This is a genomic window from Bradyrhizobium sp. 33ap4 (genome assembly GCF_032654765.1).
GTDB classification, from domain to species: domain Bacteria; phylum Pseudomonadota; class Alphaproteobacteria; order Rhizobiales; family Xanthobacteraceae; genus Bradyrhizobium; species Bradyrhizobium australafricanum.
In genome coordinates, this window is record NZ_JAUMTJ010000013.1 from 121,397 (window position 1) to 140,078 (window position 18,682).

An 18,682-nucleotide genomic window follows, 5' to 3' on the forward strand; every position below is an offset into this window, starting at 1 on the left:
ACGACGGAATATGTTGAACCGATGTCGGCCAACCTTCGACTAACGCTTGCCCACCTTTCCGCGGCGGGCTGCCCTGCGCCCCGATCTTGGGCTACGGTGCCGCCGTCTCGTCCATCAGGAGCTGCCCCGTCATGTCGACCAGCTGGATCGTTATCGGCGTCATCGTGCTTCTCGTGCTGTTTGCATTCGGCGCCTACAACCGCCTCGTGGCGCTCAGCCAGCGGGTCGGACAGGCCTTTGCCGACATCGACGTGCAGCTCAAGCAGCGTCACGACCTGATCCCGAACCTAGTCGAGACGGTGAAGGGTTATGCCGCACATGAGCGCGGCACGCTCGACGACGTCATCAAGGCGCGCAATTCGGCGATGTCGGCGCAGGGCCCGGCCCAGGTCTCGGCGGCGGAAAACCAGCTCTCCGGCGCGCTCGGCCGGCTGATCGCGCTGTCGGAGGCCTATCCGGACCTCAAGGCCAACGCCAATTTCCAGCAGCTCGCCTCCGAGCTCTCCGATCTCGAGAACAAGATCGCCGCCAGCCGCCGCTTCTTCAACAACGCGGTCCAGGAATACAACACCGGCATCCAGCAGATGCCGGCCGCGCTGTTCGCCGGCATGTTCGGCTTCACCCGCAAGGATTTCTTCGACCTCGGCGCCAGCCGCACGGAGGTCGAGGCGGCGCCGAGCGTGAAGTTCTGATTACTTCCTTCGAGATGACGCCCCTTCGGTCATTCCGGGGCGATGCAACGCATCGAACCCGGAATCTCATCTCACTCACTAATCTCGAGATTCCACAAAGCGCAATTGCGCATTGGGGTTCGCGCGTGCCGCGCGCCCCGGAATGACGGTGAGAGCGGACGCGCACCATGGCCGCCTATGGTCTCTACACGCATATCGCATCGAACAAGTTTCGTTCGATGCTGCTGCTTGCCGGCCTGTTCCTGCTGATCTACGTGCTGGTCTATGCCGGCGCGCTGGTCGCGGAGGTGATGATCGATAGCGGCCGCACCGTCGACTACTACCTAACGCGGGCCTCGCGCGACCTGGTCTCGGCCTTCCCCTGGGCGACGATCGCGGCAGCGACCTGGATCGTGATCGCCTATTTCTTCCACCAGAAGATGATCGATGCCGTCACCGGCGGCGAGAGCGTGACGCGGCAGCAAGAGCCGCGGCTCTACAATCTCCTGGAAAATCTCTGCATCTCGCGCGGCATCCCGATGCCGAAGCTGAAGGTGATGGACAGCCCGGCGCTGAATGCGTTCGCGACCGGACTGAACCGGAGTCAATACGCTATCACCGTCACCACCGGCCTGTTGAAGGCGCTGAACGATAAGGAGATCGAGGCCGTGCTCGGCCACGAGCTCACCCATATCAAAAACGGCGACGTGCAGCTGATGGTGATCGCGGTGATCATCGCCGGCGTGGTCGGCTTCTTCGGCGAGCTGTTCTTCCGCCTGTTCACGAACCTGTCGTGGAACTCGAGCGGCGGCGGAGGCGGCTGGTCGTCTTCATCCTCTCGCTCCTCGTCATCCTCCTCGGACCGCGACAGCAAGGGCTCGGGCGGCGGCGCGATCATCGTGATCATCATCGCGGTCGCGCTGATCTTGCTGGCCTGGCTGCTGTCGCAGGTGGTCAAGCTCGCACTGTCGCGCTCGCGCGAATTCCTCGCCGATGCCGGATCGGTTGAGCTGACCAAGAACCCCGACGCGATGATCTCGGCGCTGCGCAAGATCGAGAACCGCGGCGAGCTGCCGGACGCCACCTCGGCGGTGATGGAACTCTGCGTCGACAATCCGCGCGAGGGGTTTGCCGACCTGTTCGCCACCCATCCTTCGGTGAAGTCCCGGGTCGATGCCCTGGTGAAATACGCCGGCGGCCACGATCCCGGACCGCTGGCGCTGTCGGACGAGACGGAGCCGCAGGATGAGCCGCCCGCGGCGGGCGACCAGCCTCCGCCGGCGACCCATGGCCCATGGGGCGATGTGCCGCCGACACAGAAGAGCAATCCGCCAGCGCTGCCGGGCAACAACCCCACGCAGGGACCATTGGGTCCTCTCCAGGGCCCTTGGGGACGACACCGCTAATCGCGCCCTAGCCTACTCAGTCCATTAAGGAAATTCCCACCAAACCCATCGTGGGCGCCTTAAGGAATTGAATTCTCCCTCGTTTCTGCCATGTTCGCGCCCAAAGCAGTGTGGGGACTTGCCGATCGCCATCGCGATCGGGAGCGCGCTTTAAGGGACTTCCATGGCAAAGCCGGTTGTGATCGTGGTGGGCGCCGACAAGGGCGGGGTCGGCAAGACCACCGTCTCGCGGACGCTCCTAGACTATTTCAGTGCCAATAACGTGCAGACCCGGGCGTTCGACACTGAATCGCCGCGCGGCACGCTGAAGCGCTTCCATCCTGACATCACCGAGATCGTCGACATGACGACGACCGCGGACCAGATGAAGATCTTCGACACGCTGAACTCGGGGCCCTCGGTTACCGTGATCGACGTCCGCGCCGGCCTGTTGTCGCCCGCGCTGGCCTCGCTGCGCGATATCGGCTTCCTCGACGCGGCGCGTTCCGGCCAGATCACCTTCGCCGTGTTCCATATCCTCGGCCCGTCGATCGCTTCGCTGGACGAGATCGCCGAAACCGCCAACTTCATGAGCGGCGCGAAATATTTCCTGGTGAAGAACTTCATCAACGACACCCAGTTCTTCCAGTGGGACCAGGCGACCTACAATTCCTACTTCCACCGCATCAAGGATGCCGTGGACCTGACCATCCCGAAGCTCAACGAAATGGCCTATGAGCAGGTCGAGGTCTCCTCGGTTCCGTTCCTGAAATTCGTCGCCAACAAGGGCATCAACGACGACGCCGCCAACTACTCCTTCGTGCTGCGCGGCTATGTCCGGCACTGGCTCGCCAATGTCTGGAGCGAGTACGACCGGATCAAGCTGACCGACCTGGTCGGCGCCAAGTCGGCCAAAGGCGAAAAATAGTCGGACCTTCGACCTTGATGGGGCTGGATTAGGCGAAAATTTGGCCTGATATAGCGGGCGATGTCGTCCACGCCCGTTTACATCATCTGCTCGCCCCGCCCGCAGGTCGGCAAGACGCTGATCGCGCGGCTGCTCGGCGAATTCCTGCTGCTCAAGAACGGCGACGTGGTCTGCTACGACATCAATCTGAAGGAGCCGTCGCTGCTCGACTACCTGCCGCGGATCACCGAAACCGCGGACGTGATCGACACCTACGGCAAGATGCAGCTGATGGACCGCGTCATCGTCAATGATGGCATCGGCAAAGTGATCGACCTCGGCTACCACGCCTTCGACGAATTCTTCAAAATGTGCGACGAGATCGGGCTGATGAAGGAGGCGCTGCGCCGTCGCGTCGCGCCGGTCATCCTGTACGTCGCCGATACCGACCGCGCCTCGGTGCGTGGCTACCAGACGCTGCTCGGCACGATCCCGCCGAACGCGCTGATCGTCATCGACAACGAATTCGTGGTGCGCGGCGAGCTGCCGCCGGTCATGACCGCCAGCCGGGTGTTGCGCTTCCGCGCGCTGCCTGTGTTCCTGAAGACCTATATCGACCGGCTGAACTTCTCCTTCACCGGCTATCTGCGCCAGGAAAAGGATTCATCGACCGAGCTGCATCAATGGATCCGGCGGAATTACACGACGTTCCGCGATCTCGAATTGAGCATGCTGCTGCAGCGGGGATGACTCTGCTCCCTCGCCCCGCTCTTGCGGGGAGAGGGTCAGGGTGAGGGGCTGGTTCCGCAAATTCGACCGAGATTGGAGTGCGCGGAGAGTCCCCTCACCCGGATCGCATCTTCGATGCGATCCGGCCTCTCCCCGCACGCGGGGCGAGGCTAAGAGATCAATGCCCCTCGAACGCCATCAGCGTGCGCACCGGAACGTCCATCGCGCGCAGCTTGGCCGCGCCGCCGAGGTCGGGCAGGTCGACGATGAAGCAGGCGGCGACCACATTGGCGCCGATCTGGCGCAGCAGCTTCACCGCGCCCTCCGCGGTGCCGCCGGTCGCGATCAGATCGTCGACCAGGATCACGCGCTCGCCGGGCTGCACGGCGTCGGCATGCATCTCCATCTCGTCGATGCCGTATTCAAGTGAGTAGGCAATCCGCACCGTGGTGTGCGGCAGCTTGCCCTTCTTGCGGATCGGCACGAAGCCGGCGGAGAGCTGATGCGCCACCGCGCCACCGAGGATGAAGCCGCGGGCCTCGATGCCGGCGACCTTGTCGACCTTCGCCCCCGCCCAGGGATGCACCAGCTCATCGACGGCCCGGCGGAAGGCGCGGGCATCCGCCAGCAGCGTCGTGATGTCGCGAAATAGGATGCCCTTCTTCGGGTAGTCCGGGATGGTGCGAACGGTCGCCTTGATGTCGTGGTCGAAGGTCATTGGTCTCGCTCTGAGGGTCATTCCGGGGCGATGCGAAGCATCGAACCTGGAATCTCGTCATTCCGGGTCTGGTGCTAACGCACCATCCCGGAATGACGATGGTTAAACTTAGCCTTCACTTGCTACTCACATTAAGCCGGAATGCATTCTCGACAATGCGCAGGCCGACCTCGTTGCCGAGCGACATCAGCGATTCCGGGTGGAATTGCACGCCGCCGACCGGCAGGGTCTTGTGCTCGATCACCATCGCGACGCCGTCTTCGGTGGTCGCGGTCACCGCCAGCACCTCGGGCACGCTGTCGCGCTCGACAAACAGCGAGTGGTAGCGGCCGATCACGATCTCATTGGGCAGGTTCCGCATCAGCCGGCCACCGCGCACCTGGACGCGCGACGGACGGCCATGCGCGGGCTGACCGAGCTGGCCGAGCTGGCCGCCGAAATATTCGCCGATCGCCTGCACGCCGAGGCAGACGCCGAAGATCGGCAGCTGCTTCTCGAGCGCGGTATCGATGGTTTTCGCGATGCCGAAATCCTCCGGCCGACCCGGCCCGGGCGACAGCACCAGGAGGTCCCAGCCCTTCTTCTTGAGCATGTCCTGGGCATGGACGTGCCTGACCACGGTGACGTTGGCACCGACCTGGCGGAAGTAATCGGCCAGCATGTGCACGAAGCTGTCGTCGTGATCGATCAAGAGCACGTTCTTGCCGGAGCCGGTGGCGTCGGGCGCGAAATCCGACAGCGGCTTCGGCGGATCGCCGCGCAGCGCCTGGAACAGCGCCGCGGCCTTGACTTGGCACTCGCGATCCTCGGCGGCGGGATCGGAGTCGAACAGGCAGGTCGCGCCGACGCGCACCTCGGCGAGACCGTCCTTCATGCGGATGGTGCGGATGGTGAGCCCGGTGTTGATGCTGCCGTCGAAATTGACGCAGCCGATCGCGCCGGCATACCAGCGCCGCGGCGACCGCTCGTGGTCCTCGACGAACTGCATCGCCCACAGTTTCGGCGCGCCGGTCACCGTCACGGCCCAGGCATGGGTCAGGAAGGCGTCGAGCGAATCGAAGCCCGGCCGCAGCATGCCCTCGACGTGATCGACGGTGTGGAACAGCTTTGAGTAGGTCTCGATCTGACGCCGCGCCAGCACCTTGATGGTGCCGGGCACGCAGATGCGCGCCTTGTCGTTGCGATCGACGTCGGTGCACATGTTGAGCTCGAACTCGTCCTTCTCCGAGTTCAGGAGCTTGCGGATCTGCTCGGCATCGCCGATCGAGTCCGAGCCGCGCGCGATGGTGCCCGAGATCGGGCAGGTCTCGACCCGGCGGCCGTCGGAGCGCACGAACATCTCCGGCGACGCGGAGACCAGGAATTCACCGTCGCCGAGATTCATCAGCGCACCATAGGGTGACGGATTGATGCGGCAGAGCCGCTGGAACACTTCAGCCGGCGAGCGCTCGCAGGGCTCGGCGACCAGCTGCCCGGGCACCGCCTCGAACAGGTCGCCGCGGGCAAACGCCGCGCGCGCGACCTCGACAGTCGCCTGATATTCGCCGGGCGCGTGATCGGCAAAGCCTTGCCGGCCGTTCCTGGCGTAGAGGCTCGGAGCGGTCTCCTGCGGCAGGCCGGCGGTGGATTTGCCCTTCCACGCGAACTCGTAACTGAGCGCCACGCCGCGGCCGGTGGCGCGGTCATAGGCCAAGAGACGGTCCGGCACGTAGAGCACGATGTCGCGCTGGTCGGCCTCGCGGGCGCGCTTCTGCGCGAGGTCCTCGATCTGGAACACGAGGTCGTAGGCGAAGGCGCCGAACAGGCCGAGCAGCGGATCGGCATTGGAGGTGAACGCCGCCACCATGTCGCGCACCAATGACATCACGCTGGCGCGACGCGTGCGCTGGTCTTCCTCGACCGGCGCGGCGCCGCGGATGATATGGCCGGCGAGCCGCGTTGGGGTCCGCTCCGAGATCACGACGCAGGGCTCGCGCAGCACGTCGCCGAGGAAGGCGATCAGGACCTCGCCGCGCGGGTTCAGCGCCTGTAACGAGAAGTTGGTGCCCGACGTCTCCAGCACCAGCGGCGGATCGGCAAAGCCGAGGTCAAAGCTCTCGTAGCGGCCCGGTACCGTCGTGCCCGAGGACAGCACCACGCCGCGGCGGCGGTCCAGCAGCGCGATCAAATCGTCGAGACGGTTGGCGCCGCCGGTGAATTGCTCGACCACACGCGCGACCGCAAGGCCGCCATTGGTCAGATATTCGCTTCGAGCCGGCAGGGAGAAGACTGTCCTGTTCATGTGATCCTCTTACGAGACTTGCCGAGAGAGCGCCACACAGGACAAACGAAGGGCAAATAAACTAACCATCGGTCGCACTGCGATGGCGACCTTCGACGTTTGTGAAAAAAGAAAACGCACCGGCCACCTATGAGAAGGTGGGCCACCAACGACGGGATGGACTGGCAACGGTGCTCATGCCCGTTACTCACCACCCGGCGCGGGCCGTGTCAAGAGATGGCCCGGCACCCCTGCCCAATCCTGGACGCCCTTTCGGGCGGCATTTTCGGGTTTGAAGGGGCAGGAATCCGCGTAGGATTTGCTGAAATGGCGGCTGGTCGGCCGCCCAAAAAACAGACAGATGGCGGAGGCGCAGATGGCGATTTTGGGTCTCGGATATGCCGGCTTCGGCTCCGACGCGCTCGACGACTGGCGGCGGTTCGGCACTGGCCTCGTCGGGCTGCAGGCGGTCGAACGCGGCAATTCGCTGCTCGCGTTCCGGATGGACGACCGCAAGCAGCGCATCGTGATCGACCGCGCTCAGGGCGAAGGCACCCGGTTCTTCGGCTGGGAGGTGGCTGACAGTGCGGCCCTCGATGCGCTGGCGGCACGGCTGGAGCGCGCCGGCGTCGCGGTGACATCAGAGCCGCTGGCGCTCGCAGATAGCAGGCGGGTGCGCGGCCTGATCTCGTTTCGGGATCCCGGCGGCAACCGCCTCGAGGCGTTTCATGGCGCCGAGATCGACGACACGCCGTTCAGGCCGGGGCGCTCGATCTCCGGCTTCCGCACCGGGCCGCTCGGCCTCGGCCACGCGGTGCTGACCGTCGAGCACATCGCCCCGGTGATGAGCTTCTATGTCGACGTGCTCGGTTTCGGCTTAAGCGACTACATCGAAAAACCGTTCCGCGCCTATTTCTTCCATGTCAATGCCCGCCATCACTCGCTGGCGCTGATCGAGACCGGCACGAACGGCCTGCATCATCTGATGGTCGAGCTGTTCTCGCTCGACGATGTCGGCCAAGCCTACGACGTCGCCCAGCAGGAAGATCGCGTCAACGTCACGCTCGGCCGTCACACCAACGACCTGATGACGTCGTTCTACGCGAGGTCGCCGTCCGCCTTCATGGTCGAGTGCGGCTGGGGCGGCCGCGAGATCGATCCGGCGAACTGGACACCGTTCGAGATGCATGACGGCCCGAGCCTGTGGGGCCACGAGCGGGTCTGGCTGTCGCCGGAGGACCGCGCCGTCGCGCGCGAGATGCGGATGCGCGCCGCCGCCGAGGGCAAGCGCGCACCGGTGCAGGTGATGGAAGGCAATTTCAGGCTGATGTCGGGGACCTGCCCGTGGTGGGACGGGGTGAAGGCGGAGAGTTAGATCTCGCCGTCGTCCCTGCCTAGTGCGCAATTGCGCATGGGAGCAGGGACCCATAACCACAGGGCCTAGTTATTTGGCGAGATGACTGCCAGCGTGCCCATTGCAAAAGCCACGGCGTATGGGTCCCGGCCTTCGCCGGGACGACGCCGGTGGTTTTGGCAATCGCCTTACCCCAGGTGCTTCTTGAAGAAGTCCGTGGCGCGGCCCCAGGCGAGTTCGGCGGCCTCGCGGTCGTGCACCGACTGGCGCTGCTCGTTGAGGAAGGCGTGCTCGGCGTCATAGCGGAACAGCTCGAGCGATTTGCCGGCGGCCTTCATCGCCTTCTCGAAATTGCTGACGAGCTCCGGCGTGCACCAATCGTCCTTGTTGGCGAAATGCGCCTGCAGCGGAATCCTGACGTCGGCGGGCTTGGCGGCCTGCTCCGGCGGAATGCCGTAGAACACGACGCCCGCAGTTAGTTCCGGCACATGCACCGAGCCGATGATGGTCACCGCGCCGCCGAGACAGAAGCCGGTCAGGCCGACCTTGGCGCCGTTCTTCGCGAGATACTGCGCGGCGCCGCGCACCGTCTGCGTGGTGGCGTCCATGAAGTCGAGCGAGTTCATCTCTTTGCCCGCGGCATCGGTGTCGTGATACGGCACCACCTTGCCCTTGTAGAGATCGGGCGCCAGCGCATCGAAGCCTGCCACCGCGAAGCGGTCGCACAGGCCCTTGATCTGGTCCGACAGGCCCCACCATTCCTGGATCACGACGACGCCGGGTGCGTTGCCGCGTGCCGCATTGGCGAGATAGCCCGACGCATCCTTGCCGTCCGGACGCTTGAAGCTGATGCTGGTACCCATGAGTTCCTCCGCAATGTTTGCCGGCTGATTGGCCGGCATCTTGTCCGCACTCGGCGGCCGACGCAATTGACGACACCGTCATTCCGGGTTCGATGCTACCCCGTCACCCCGGAATGACGGAGAGATTGCAAACAAAAAAGCCCCCGAAGGGGGCTTTCTCAAACTCGCTATACCGTACCCGAGATCAGTGGGCGTTGGCCCAGACCTTGCGCTTGGTGAAGTACATCAGGAAGGCGAAGACGACCAGGAAGAAGAACACCTGCATGCCGATCCGCTTGCGCTCCTCCATGTGCGGCTCGGCCGCCCACATCAGGAACGTGGTGACGTCATGCGCGTACTGCTTGACCGTCGCCGGCGAACCGTCGTCGAAGGTCACCTGACCATCGGACAGCGGCTTCGGCATCTTGATGGCGTTGCCGGGGAAGTACTTGTTGTAGTACGAGCCCTCCGGGATCGTGACGCCCGCCGGAGCCTTGTCCTCGAAGCCCTGCAGGATGGCGTCGACGTAGTCGGGTCCCTGCTCCTGGTACTGGGTGAAGAAGTCGATCGCGAACTGCGGGAAGCCGCGCTTGTAGGACCGCGCCTTGGTGATCAGCGAGAGGTCGGGCGGCGCCGCGCCGCCATTGGCCGCGCGCGCGGCCTGCTCGTTCGGGAACGGCGACGGGAAGTAATCCGCCGGGCGGCCCGGACGCTCGAACATCTCGCCCTGGTCGTTCGGACCGTCCTTGATCTTGTACTCGGACGCGAAGGCCGCCGCCTGCGCCGGCGAATAGCCGGGACCGCCGGGATCGGCGAGGTTGCGGAACGCGACATAGGACAGGCCGTGACAGGCGGCACAGACTTCCTTGTAGACCTTCAAGCCGCGCTGCAGCGAGCCACGGTCATAGGTGCCGAAAGGACCGGAGAACGACCACTTCTGGGCCGGCGGCGCGTTGCCACCCTCCTCGGCCTTGGCGTTCTGGGTGCCGCCGACGAGCAGGCTGCCGGCCACGACCATCGCGAGCATCACAGAGGCCGCGGTCGCGGCCCTGCCCTTGCTCTTCGCCAGCACGTCGTCGGCGATCGAGTTCGGCACCGGACGCGGCGTCTCGATGCGGGCGAGCAGCGGCAGCACAATCAGGAAGTAGGCGAAGTAGCAGACCGTCAGGATGCGGCCGGCGATCACATAGATGCCTTCCGGCGGCTGCGAGCCGAGGTAACCGAGCAGGATGCAGACCACCACGAAGATCCAGAAGAACTGCTTGGCCAGCGGGCGATACTTCGACGAACGGGTCCGTGCGCTGTCGAGCCAGGGCAGGAAGCACAGGATGATGATCGCCGAGAACATCGCCACGACGCCGGCGAGCTTGTTCGGGATCGAACGCAGGATCGCGTAGAACGGCAGGTAGTACCATTCAGGCACGATGTGCGCCGGCGTCACGCCCGGGTTCGCCGGGATGTAGTTGTCGGCGTCGCCGAGATAGTTCGGCATGTAGAAGATGAACCAGGCGAAGAAGATCAGGAAGCAGGACACGCCGAACATGTCCTTGATCGTCGCATACGGCGTGAACGCAACGGTGTCCTTCTCGGTCTTGGCCTCGACGCCGGCCGGGTTGTTCTGACCCGCGACGTGCAGCGCCCAGACGTGCAGCACGACCACGCCGGCGATCACGAACGGGAGCAGATAGTGCAGCGAGAAGAAGCGGTTCAGCGTCGGGTTGCCGACCGAATAGCCGCCCCACAGCAGGGTCACGATGCTCTCGCCGAAATAGGGCACGGCCGAGAACAGATTGGTGATGACGGTGGCGCCCCAGAAGCTCATCTGGCCCCACGGCAGCACGTAGCCCATGAAGCCCGTCGCCATCATCAGGAGGTAGATGATGACGCCGAGGATCCACAGCACCTCGCGCGGCTCCTTGTACGACCCGTAATAGAGGCCGCGGAACATATGGATGTAGACGGCGAAGAAGAACATCGACGCGCCGCAGGCATGCATGTTGCGCAGCAGCCAGCCGTAATTGACGTCGCGGACGATCAGTTCGACCGACTTGAAGGCGAGGTCGGCGTGCGGCGTGTAGTGCATCGCCAGGATCACGCCGGTCAGGATCTGCAGCGCCAGCATCATCGAAAGGATGGCGCCGAAGGTCCACCAGTAGTTCAGGTTGCGCGGCGTCGGATAGGCCACGAACGAGGAGTGGATCAGGCCGAAGATCGGAAGGCGCCGTTCGATCCACTTCAAGGCGGGGTTGCTCGGTTGGAAATCAGATGGTCCGCTCATTGATGCGATCCTGAAGAAGAAAAACGACGCGATGGGTCCAAGTGGAAGCTGAAATCCCGGAGGGGCCGGGACTTAGCCGATCTGGATTTTGGTGTCGGAAAGGAAGGCGTAAGGCGGCACCGCCAGGTTGGCGGGCGCCGGCCCCTGGCGGATACGACCGGAGGAGTCGTACTGCGAGCCGTGGCAGGGGCAGAAGAAGCCGTCGTAATTGCCTTCATGGGCGATCGGGATGCAGCCGAGATGGGTGCAGATGCCGATCACAACCAGCCACTGGTCGTGGCCGGCCTTGACGCGGGCCGAGTCGGGCTGCGGATCGGGCAGGCTCGAGAGCGCCACGCTCTGGGCCTCCTGGATCTGCTTCTTGGTGCGATGGCTGATGTAGATCGGCTTGCCGCGCCAGAAGACCTTGATGTCCTGGCCCTCGGCGATCGGCGTCAGATCGACCTCGATCGGCGCGCCGGCCGCGATCGTCGCGGCATCCGGGTTCATCTGCGCAACCAGCGGCCAGACGGTGGCGGCTGCGCCGACCGCGGCGGCAGCTCCGGTTGCAACAAAGAGAAAATCACGGCGTGTCGGATGGTCCGCCGAAGACGCTGTCGTCACGATTCCTAGCCCTTTCTTTTCTGCAGCCGGTGGAACCGCCCTGGAGACGCAGGACGCGCCCCAAGAAAGGCTGCCGGCGCCCGCGGCCCCCGCGGCGGCAGAAAACCGCTATTCCCCACCCCAAATGGCGGAACAGCAGTCCAGAATCGTTCTATTGGCACCCTTGCCGGACGAGCGCAAGCCCGCTATCGGCTCGCACACGTGCAATGCACGAAATCCGCGCCGAGCGATGTTTTATTGAGACAATTTCATCCGGATTTCACAGGCCGCCCGCACCATGCAGATCGCGCTGTTCCAGCCCGACATCCCCCAGAATACAGGGACGATTCTGCGCCTCTGCGCTTGCCTGGACGTGGCAGCCCATATCATCGAACCGGCGGGATTCGACACCTCGGACCGGAATTTCCGCCGGGCGGGTATGGACTATCTCGACCATGTGCGGTTGAAGCGTCACGACTCATGGTCGAAATTCGAGGAATGGCGGGCCGAGACCGGATGCCGGCTGGTGCTGTTCACGACCAAGGCGGCGAAATCCTATCTTGATTTCGCGTATACGGCCTCCGATGTCCTGCTGTTCGGGCGCGAGACGGCAGGGGTGACCGACGCGGTGGTGGCCGCTGCGGATGCGCGGCTGGTGATTCCGATCCGGCCGACCATGCGTTCGCTCAATGTGGCCGTCACAGCGGCCATGGCCGTCGGCGAGGCGCTGCGGCAAACCGGTACAGGAATTGCCGGTTCGGCAACTTAAGGGATTTTTGGTGAGCTACGCGGTCAAGGAGATCTTTCTCACCCTGCAGGGCGAAGGCGCCCATGCGGGCCGCGCCTCCGTGTTCTGCCGCTTCGCCGGCTGCAACCTCTGGAGCGGCCGCGAGCAGGACCGCGCCGGCGCGGTCTGCAAGTTCTGCGACACCGATTTCGTCGGCACCGACGGCACGCTGGGCGGCCGCTATGCGACCGCCGAAGAGCTGGCCGGCACCATTGCCGCGCAGTGGACGGGAGGCGAGGCCGACCGCTACGTGGTCCTGACCGGCGGTGAGCCGCTGCTGCAGGTCGACGCGGCCTTGATCGATGCCCTGCACGGCCACGGCTTTGCGATCGCGATCGAGACCAACGGCACCATCGTCCCGCCCGACGGGCTCGACTGGATCTGCGTCAGTCCCAAGGCCGCGGCCGAGCTCGTGATCCGCAAGGGGCACGAGCTCAAACTGGTCTATCCGCAAATGGAGAACGCACCGGAGGATTTCGCCGGCCTCGCCTTCGAGCGCTTCTCGCTGCAGCCGATGGACGGCCCCGACGTGATCGAGAATACCGAGCGGGCGATCGCCTATTGCCTGAAGCACCCGCAATGGCGCCTTAGCGTGCAGACGCACAAGTCGCTCGGCATTAGATGAACTAACAGAATCGGGTTGTTGAACGAGATGTGGGAATTGACGAAAGCGTTTCGGTTCGAGGCTGCGCATGCGCTGTCCGGAACGACCTTTGGCGCCGCCAGCGAGGAGATTCACGGCCACTCCTTTCGAGCCGAAGTTACCGTCCGCGGCACGCCCGACCCCGCGACCGGTATGGTGGTCGATCTCGGCCTCCTCGAACGCGCCATGGCCGAGGTGCAGAAGACGCTCGACCATAAGTTCCTGAACAAGATTGAGGCGATCGGCGTGCCGACGCTGGAGAATCTGTCGCGCTTCATCTGGGAGCGCTTGCAACACGCAGGCAAGCTGACCCGCGTCAGCGTCCATCGCGACAGCTGCAACGAAAGCTGCACCTATTTCGGCCCGCAAGGTTAGTCATGCTGCCAACAGATCCCGCCATCATCGAGGACCGCAAGGCGCGTGCGCGCGGCTGGTTCGAGGCGCTACGCAACGACATCTGCGCCGCCTTCGAGAAGCTCGAGGACGACGCCCCGTCCACGCTTTATCCCGGCGCCGCCGGCCGGTTCGCGCGGACCCCCTGGGACCGCACCGACCACACCGGCAAGCCGGGCGGCGGCGGCGTGATGTCGATCATGAAGGGCCGGCTGTTCGAGAAAGTCGGCGTGCACTGCTCGACCGTGCACGGCGAGTTCGCCCCCGAATTCCGCGCGCAGATTCCAGGTGCCGCCGACGATCCACGCTTTTGGGCGTCGGGCATTTCGCTGATCGCGCATTTGCGCAATCCGAACGTGCCCGCCGTGCACATGAACACCCGCTTCGTCGTCACCACGAAGGCGTGGTTCGGCGGCGGCGCCGACCTGACGCCGGTGCTGAACCGCCGGCGCACCCAGGAGGACCCCGACACGGTCGCCTTCCACGCCGCGATGAAGGAGGCGTGCAGCGGACCGAACGGCGTCGCCGACTACGACAAGTACAAGAAATGGTGCGACGACTATTTCTACCTGCCGCACCGCAAGGAGGCCCGCGGCATCGGCGGCATCTTCTACGACTGGCACGACAGCGGCGACTGGGAGGCCGATCTCGCCTTCACCCAGGACGTCGGGCGCAGCTTCCTGAAGATCTATCCCGACCTGGTGCGGCGCAATTTCGCGGCCGCCTGGAGCGCGGAGGATCGCGACGAGCAGCTGGTCCGCCGCGGCCGCTATGTCGAGTTCAACCTGCTCTATGACCGCGGCACCATCTTCGGCCTGAAGACCGGCGGCAATGTGGATTCGATCCTGTCGTCGCTGCCGCCGGAGGTGAAATGGCCATGATGAACCTGCCGCGCGCGATGTTGATCGACATGGATGACACCATCCTGTCGGCCTATGGACGCCCCGAGATCGCCTGGACCACGATCACCACGGAGTTCGCCGCGGAACTGGCGCCCCTCCCCCCGGATCAGGTCGCGACCGCGCTCTTGGCCTATGCACGGCAATTCTGGTCGACCGCCGAGCCGATCTGGCGGATCAAGCTCGGCGAGGCTCGGCGGCTCACCGTGAAGGGCGGCTTCGCGGCGCTCGCGGCAGCCGGTCACCGCGCGCTGCCGGACGATCTTGCGGACCGCATCGCCGATCGCTTCACCGCCTATCGCGAGGAAGAGATGTTCGTCTTCCCCGGCGCGCATGAAGCGATCGATGCGTTGAAGGCGCTCGGCATCAAGCTCGCGCTGGTCACCAACGGCGCCGCCGACATGCAGCGCGCCAAGGTCGAACGCTTCGCGCTCGGCCATCGCTTCGATCACATCCAGATCGAGGGCGAGCACGGCTTCGGCAAGCCGGAGGAGCGCGCCTACCTGCACGCGATGGAAGCGCTCGGCGTCACCGCATCCGACACCTGGATGATCGGCGACAATCTCGAGTGGGAAGTCGTGGCGCCACAGCGGCTTGGCATCTATGCGATCTGGATGGACGTGCACGGTGTCGGGCTGCCGCCGGGATCGACCATCAAGCCCGACCGCATCATCCGCTCGCTGAGCGAACTGGTTCCTGCCGCGCGCAAATAGCGCATCGCGGCCGTTTTCCACGTCAATTCCATTGAAGCTGGCGCCGGCCGTGATTTGGCTGTCATCACCGGTCGCTAGCCTGCCGCCCGCGTCATCCAGCGCGGAGGGAAAATCATGGAACTGAAACCAGGCGATGTTGTCATGCTGAAGTCCGGCGGCCATCCGGTCACGGTCGTCGAAATCGACGAGGACAAGGTCGAGTGCCTGTGGATGGGTACGGACGGCGACCTGTTTCGCGAAACCTTGCCGCTTGTCGCACTCGAATCGACCGAGCTCGATCCGGAGGACGATGAAGAGGAAGACGACGAAGACGAGGACGACGCGGAAGAAGAGGACGACGAGGACGAAGACGACGACGGCGACCGCAAGAAGAAGCGCAAGGCGGCGTGAGATCAGTTGGCGCGATGCTGACTGGCAGATGCCGGCAGCATCGCCTCCATGCGACGTTCGACCGATCGTCGTTCAGCCAATCGTCACCGTGCCGCCGCTGACCACGGCGGCATCGAGACGTCGGCAAGAAAACTCAGAGGAAATTCAAAGCCGATGGTCGCGGGTGAAACGGGCCGCGGTCTGGTCGGCGATATCAGACAGTATCTTCGGCTCCAGCGGAAAGTCCGCGGCCAACCAGGCATCCTCCGCCAGGGTCAGGACATGTCCGAGTGCCGGTCCCTCGGCAATGCCGCGCGCGATGAAATCCGACGCCCGCAACGGAAAGTGCGGCGCGCGCCAGCGCTCCGGCAGCGTGGCGAGCGCGCGCCATTGATCGACATCCTGGCCCGCGCCGGTGCGCGCCCAGGCCAATAGCACCCGGTCGCGATACGGCTCCTCGTCGAGCCGGTACAGCCTGCGCCTGGCATGCGCCTCGTCCATGCCGGGCAAGCGCCACCAGCGATGGCCCATCGAATCGAGCGCCTTGGCCTCGGCGTTGGAGAGCCGCAGCCGGCTGGCGATACGCCGCGCGTCCTCGGTCACGGCGACCGTCAGCGCGGCGAGCCTTCGCATCGCGCTCGGCGCGAGCTTCATCAGCCGCTCGATCTCGATCATCGCCGCGAACGGTCCAGTATAGGCGATGCCGCCGAACAGCGGCTGCAGCAAACCACCGTCACCCATCGCGACCATTGCACTTGCGGCGCCGTTCGTGACCACGAGCTTGAGCATCTCCATGCGGATCCGCTCGGCCGACAGGCCGCTCAAACCGGCGCGCCCGCCGATGCAGGCGAGATAGCCGGCGCGATCGACCTCGCCCGCGCCGTAGGCGGCGTGGAAACGGAAGAAGCGCAGGATGCGCAGATAGTCCTCGGCAATCCGCTGCGCGGGATCGCCGATAAAGCGCACGCTCCTCGCCTCGATGTCGGCGAGGCCGCCGACGTGATCGTGCACGACGCCCGAAGCGTCGACCGACAGGCCGTTGATGGTGAAGTCGCGCCGCTCGGCGTCACGCAACCAGTCGCGACCGAACGCCACCCTGGCCTTGCGGCCATAGGTCTCGGTATCCTCGCGCAGCGTCGTCACCTCGAAGGGCTGGCTGTCGACGACCAAGGTCACCGTGCCGTGCTCGATGCCGGTCGGCACGCTCTTGATGCCCGCCCGCTTGGCGCGGCGGATCACCTCCTCCGGTAGCGCCGTGGTGGCGATGTCGATGTCGGCGAGTGGAATCTGCATCAAGGCGTTGCGCACGGCCCCGCCGATCACCCGCGCTTCCTCGCCGTCGGCATTGAGCAGGTCGAGCACGCGCGCCGCGGGCCCGGAAGCGAGCCATGGCGCGTCGGACAACAGGCGCACCTCGCTCATTTCTCAACTCCCGGCACCAGCTTGCCGTTCTCGATATGGGCTGGAACGTAGATCGAATTCGGCGGCGCGCCAGTCAATTCGGCCAGCAGCACGAAGCTCACGATGACCATCACCAGCGCCACCAGCGTCAGCTTTGCGATCATGTCGAGCGGCCATGACGCCGGCAGCGTCACGCCGGACCGCGTCGCGATGAGGAAGATGGCATAGACCGCGAAGGGGACCAGAAAGATTCCGATCTCGGTCAATACCGTGCGGATCATGACAGATAGATCCGCTCATACAGCACGCGCAGGATGCCCGCGGTCGCGCCCCAGATGTAGCGCTCGGCGAACGGCATCGCGTAATAGGACCGGTCCATGCCGCGGAATTCCTTGGTGTGGATCTGATGATTCTCGGGATTCATCAAGAAGGCGAGCGGCACCTCGAACGCATCGACCACCTCCGCCTCGTTGATCGCAAGCGTGAATCCCGGCTTCACCTTGGCGACCGTCGGCAGGATGCGGAAGCCGAACGCGGTGCCATAAAGGTCGAGATAGCCGACCGGGTCGATGAATTCCCGCTTCAGTCCGACCTCCTCGCAGGCCTCGCGCAGCGCGGCATCGAGCGGCGAGGCGTCGGTGGCGTCGATCTTGCCGCCGGGAAACGAGATCTGGCCGGCATGGCTCGACAGATTGGGCGAGCGCTGCGTCAACAGCACGGTCGGCTCGGGGTGATCGACCACCGGGATCAGCACCGCGGCCGGCCGCACCGGCTGCTCCTGCGCCACGATCTCGAGCATGCGGTCGTTGCCGGAATCTCCGGTGCGCGGAATGATATGCGGATCGACCAGGCCCGGCGGCACATCGAAAGTGAGCCGCGTGCGGGCCCGCGCGAAGAATTCCGTCGAGCTGATCGTCGCCGGCTCCACCTTCAGCAACGGCTCGTTCAAAGTGCGTCCCTCACCTGACTGGCATCGGCCATCGCGAAGAACTCGCCGCCGGACTCGATGCCGAACATCTCCTGACCATCGACCATCCGCTGCTCGCCCATGTCAACCAGATCGTAATAGAGCGCGCGGGTGACCTTGGCCCACAAATCGGCGCGGACGTGCAGATAGGGCGTCAATCCGCCGTCCTCGGCCGCCTCGAATCTGAGGCCGTGGCCTTTCTCGCAATCGACCCAATCGTCGACATTGGTGCGGAACCTGAGCAGGCGGCCGCGCGCGTCTTCCCCGGCCTGCATTTCCACGGCAAGGAACGGCGCGTCATCGACGCGGATGCCGACCTTCTCCACCGGTGTCACGAGAAAGTGCTTGCCGTCCTCGCGCTTCAGGATCGTGGAGAACAACCGCACCAGCGCGGGGCGGCCGATCGGCGTTCCCATGTAGAACCAGGTGCCGTCAGGCGCGATTCGCATGTCGAGATCGCCGCAGAATGGCGGATTCCACAGGTGAACCGGCGGCAGACCCTTGCGTCCGGCCGAACCCGATGTCGCAGCTTGATTGGCGGCCGTGGTGAGCCCTTCGAGACCCTTGCTCCCGAGGCCCGTAGTTTCCCTGCCGGAATCGCTCTGCCCTTGCTTCGCCATTGTTTGCCTTAAAGTTTCCTACCTTCAATCTGGCACGTTTGGTGCACATATCCTGAGATGTGGTCGGGATGTCATTCTCGCCACATCGTGATGCCGTTCATACCCTGAAACACCGATAAGGTGGGGATAGTTTAATTCAACGAATACATGGCCTTCGCTCAGGT

20 protein-coding genes are annotated in these 18,682 nt (G+C 64.6%); 11 read left to right on the plus strand and 9 right to left on the minus strand.

What is annotated here, in order from left to right; genetic code table 11:
• Positions 1–131: 131 nt before the first annotated feature.
• The 4 genes from Q2M23_RS12460 to Q2M23_RS12475 all read left to right on the plus strand — a co-directional run bounded on the left by Q2M23_RS12460 (position 132) and on the right by Q2M23_RS12475 (position 3,713).
• Complete coding sequence (locus tag Q2M23_RS12460) at positions 132–692, plus strand: LemA family protein (RefSeq protein ID WP_016839704.1); 561 nt, start codon at positions 132–134, stop codon at positions 690–692.
• A 167-nt stretch (positions 693–859) separates the two neighbouring features.
• The gene (locus tag Q2M23_RS12465) at positions 860–2,077 is read left to right on the plus strand and encodes a M48 family metalloprotease (RefSeq protein ID WP_168855842.1); all 1,218 of its coding nucleotides are present in this window, start codon (positions 860–862) and stop codon (positions 2,075–2,077) included.
• 163 nt (positions 2,078–2,240) lie between these two features.
• Positions 2,241–2,984 carry a hypothetical protein gene (locus Q2M23_RS12470; RefSeq protein WP_016839706.1) on the plus strand — a complete coding sequence of 248 codons (744 nt, stop codon included), beginning with the start codon at positions 2,241–2,243 and terminating at the stop codon, positions 2,982–2,984.
• 60 nt (positions 2,985–3,044) lie between these two features.
• The gene (locus Q2M23_RS12475) at positions 3,045–3,713 is read left to right on the plus strand and encodes a hypothetical protein (protein WP_057016987.1); all 669 of its coding nucleotides are present in this window, start codon (positions 3,045–3,047) and stop codon (positions 3,711–3,713) included.
• 157 nt (positions 3,714–3,870) lie between these two features.
• Here Q2M23_RS12475 and Q2M23_RS12480 read toward each other — a convergent pair whose 3' ends face one another.
• On the minus strand, positions 3,871–4,410 hold the full coding sequence (locus Q2M23_RS12480; RefSeq protein ID WP_018273383.1) for an adenine phosphoribosyltransferase: 540 nt from the start codon (positions 4,408–4,410) through the stop codon (positions 3,871–3,873).
• A 115-nt stretch (positions 4,411–4,525) separates the two neighbouring features.
• Positions 4,526–6,691 (minus strand): anthranilate synthase component I, encoded by a 2,166-nt coding sequence (locus Q2M23_RS12485; RefSeq protein ID WP_316395764.1) that lies wholly within the window; start codon positions 6,689–6,691, stop codon positions 4,526–4,528.
• Positions 6,692–7,046: 355 nt separating this feature from the next.
• Between Q2M23_RS12485 and Q2M23_RS12490 the strand changes: the two genes are divergently transcribed.
• Positions 7,047–8,045: a VOC family protein gene (locus Q2M23_RS12490; protein WP_316395765.1), complete on the plus strand. Its 999-nt coding sequence runs from the start codon at positions 7,047–7,049 to the stop codon at positions 8,043–8,045.
• A 167-nt stretch (positions 8,046–8,212) separates the two neighbouring features.
• On the opposite strand, the gene Q2M23_RS12495 is transcribed toward Q2M23_RS12490, so the two are convergent.
• The 3 genes from Q2M23_RS12495 to petA all read right to left on the minus strand — a co-directional run bounded on the left by Q2M23_RS12495 (position 8,213) and on the right by petA (position 11,747).
• Entirely contained in the window at positions 8,213–8,887 is a 675-nt protein-coding gene (locus Q2M23_RS12495) for a dienelactone hydrolase family protein (protein ID WP_253589310.1), read from the minus strand.
• A 184-nt stretch (positions 8,888–9,071) separates the two neighbouring features.
• Positions 9,072–11,144 (minus strand): cytochrome c1, encoded by a 2,073-nt coding sequence (locus tag Q2M23_RS12500; RefSeq protein WP_316395766.1) that lies wholly within the window; start codon positions 11,142–11,144, stop codon positions 9,072–9,074.
• Between the two features lie 72 nt (positions 11,145–11,216).
• Positions 11,217–11,747: a ubiquinol-cytochrome c reductase iron-sulfur subunit gene (petA, locus tag Q2M23_RS12505; protein ID WP_016839713.1), complete on the minus strand. Its 531-nt coding sequence runs from the start codon at positions 11,745–11,747 to the stop codon at positions 11,217–11,219.
• Positions 11,748–12,024: 277 nt separating this feature from the next.
• Here petA and Q2M23_RS12510 point away from each other — a divergent pair, with 277 nt between their 5' ends.
• The 6 genes from Q2M23_RS12510 to Q2M23_RS12535 all read left to right on the plus strand — a co-directional run bounded on the left by Q2M23_RS12510 (position 12,025) and on the right by Q2M23_RS12535 (position 15,551).
• Positions 12,025–12,495 carry a tRNA (cytidine(34)-2'-O)-methyltransferase gene (locus tag Q2M23_RS12510; protein WP_076830277.1) on the plus strand — a complete coding sequence of 157 codons (471 nt, stop codon included), beginning with the start codon at positions 12,025–12,027 and terminating at the stop codon, positions 12,493–12,495.
• Between the two features lie 10 nt (positions 12,496–12,505).
• Positions 12,506–13,138, plus strand: coding sequence for a 7-carboxy-7-deazaguanine synthase (gene queE, locus Q2M23_RS12515; RefSeq protein WP_076830475.1), 633 nt, complete (start codon positions 12,506–12,508; stop codon positions 13,136–13,138).
• A 27-nt stretch (positions 13,139–13,165) separates the two neighbouring features.
• Complete coding sequence (locus Q2M23_RS12520) at positions 13,166–13,531, plus strand: 6-pyruvoyl trahydropterin synthase family protein (RefSeq protein WP_076830472.1); 366 nt, start codon at positions 13,166–13,168, stop codon at positions 13,529–13,531.
• A gap of 2 nt (positions 13,532–13,533) precedes the next feature.
• Positions 13,534–14,430, plus strand: coding sequence for an oxygen-dependent coproporphyrinogen oxidase (gene hemF / locus Q2M23_RS12525; RefSeq protein ID WP_200844447.1), 897 nt, complete (start codon positions 13,534–13,536; stop codon positions 14,428–14,430).
• The gene (locus Q2M23_RS12530; protein WP_076830275.1) at positions 14,421–15,161 is read left to right on the plus strand and encodes an HAD family hydrolase; all 741 of its coding nucleotides are present in this window, start codon (positions 14,421–14,423) and stop codon (positions 15,159–15,161) included. The genes hemF and Q2M23_RS12530 overlap by 10 nt, the downstream gene beginning before the upstream one ends.
• 141 nt (positions 15,162–15,302) lie before the next feature.
• The gene (locus Q2M23_RS12535) at positions 15,303–15,551 is read left to right on the plus strand and encodes a DUF2158 domain-containing protein (protein WP_244558905.1); all 249 of its coding nucleotides are present in this window, start codon (positions 15,303–15,305) and stop codon (positions 15,549–15,551) included.
• A 144-nt stretch (positions 15,552–15,695) separates the two neighbouring features.
• On the opposite strand, the gene Q2M23_RS12540 is transcribed toward Q2M23_RS12535, so the two are convergent.
• From Q2M23_RS12540 to Q2M23_RS12555, 4 genes are read right to left on the minus strand one after another with little or no spacing between them, the layout of a single operon-like run.
• Positions 15,696–16,952 carry a CCA tRNA nucleotidyltransferase gene (locus tag Q2M23_RS12540; protein ID WP_316395767.1) on the minus strand — a complete coding sequence of 419 codons (1,257 nt, stop codon included), beginning with the start codon at positions 16,950–16,952 and terminating at the stop codon, positions 15,696–15,698.
• On the minus strand, positions 16,949–17,212 hold the full coding sequence (locus Q2M23_RS12545) for a DUF6111 family protein (protein WP_057016980.1): 264 nt from the start codon (positions 17,210–17,212) through the stop codon (positions 16,949–16,951). Before Q2M23_RS12545 ends, Q2M23_RS12540 begins: the two co-directional genes overlap by 4 nt.
• Positions 17,209–17,844: a CoA pyrophosphatase gene (locus Q2M23_RS12550; RefSeq protein WP_371852161.1), complete on the minus strand. Its 636-nt coding sequence runs from the start codon at positions 17,842–17,844 to the stop codon at positions 17,209–17,211. Before Q2M23_RS12550 ends, Q2M23_RS12545 begins: the two co-directional genes overlap by 4 nt.
• Before the next feature lie 32 nt (positions 17,845–17,876).
• Positions 17,877–18,518, minus strand: coding sequence for a DUF1285 domain-containing protein (locus Q2M23_RS12555; RefSeq protein WP_057016979.1), 642 nt, complete (start codon positions 18,516–18,518; stop codon positions 17,877–17,879).
• Positions 18,519–18,682: the final 164 nt, after the last annotated feature.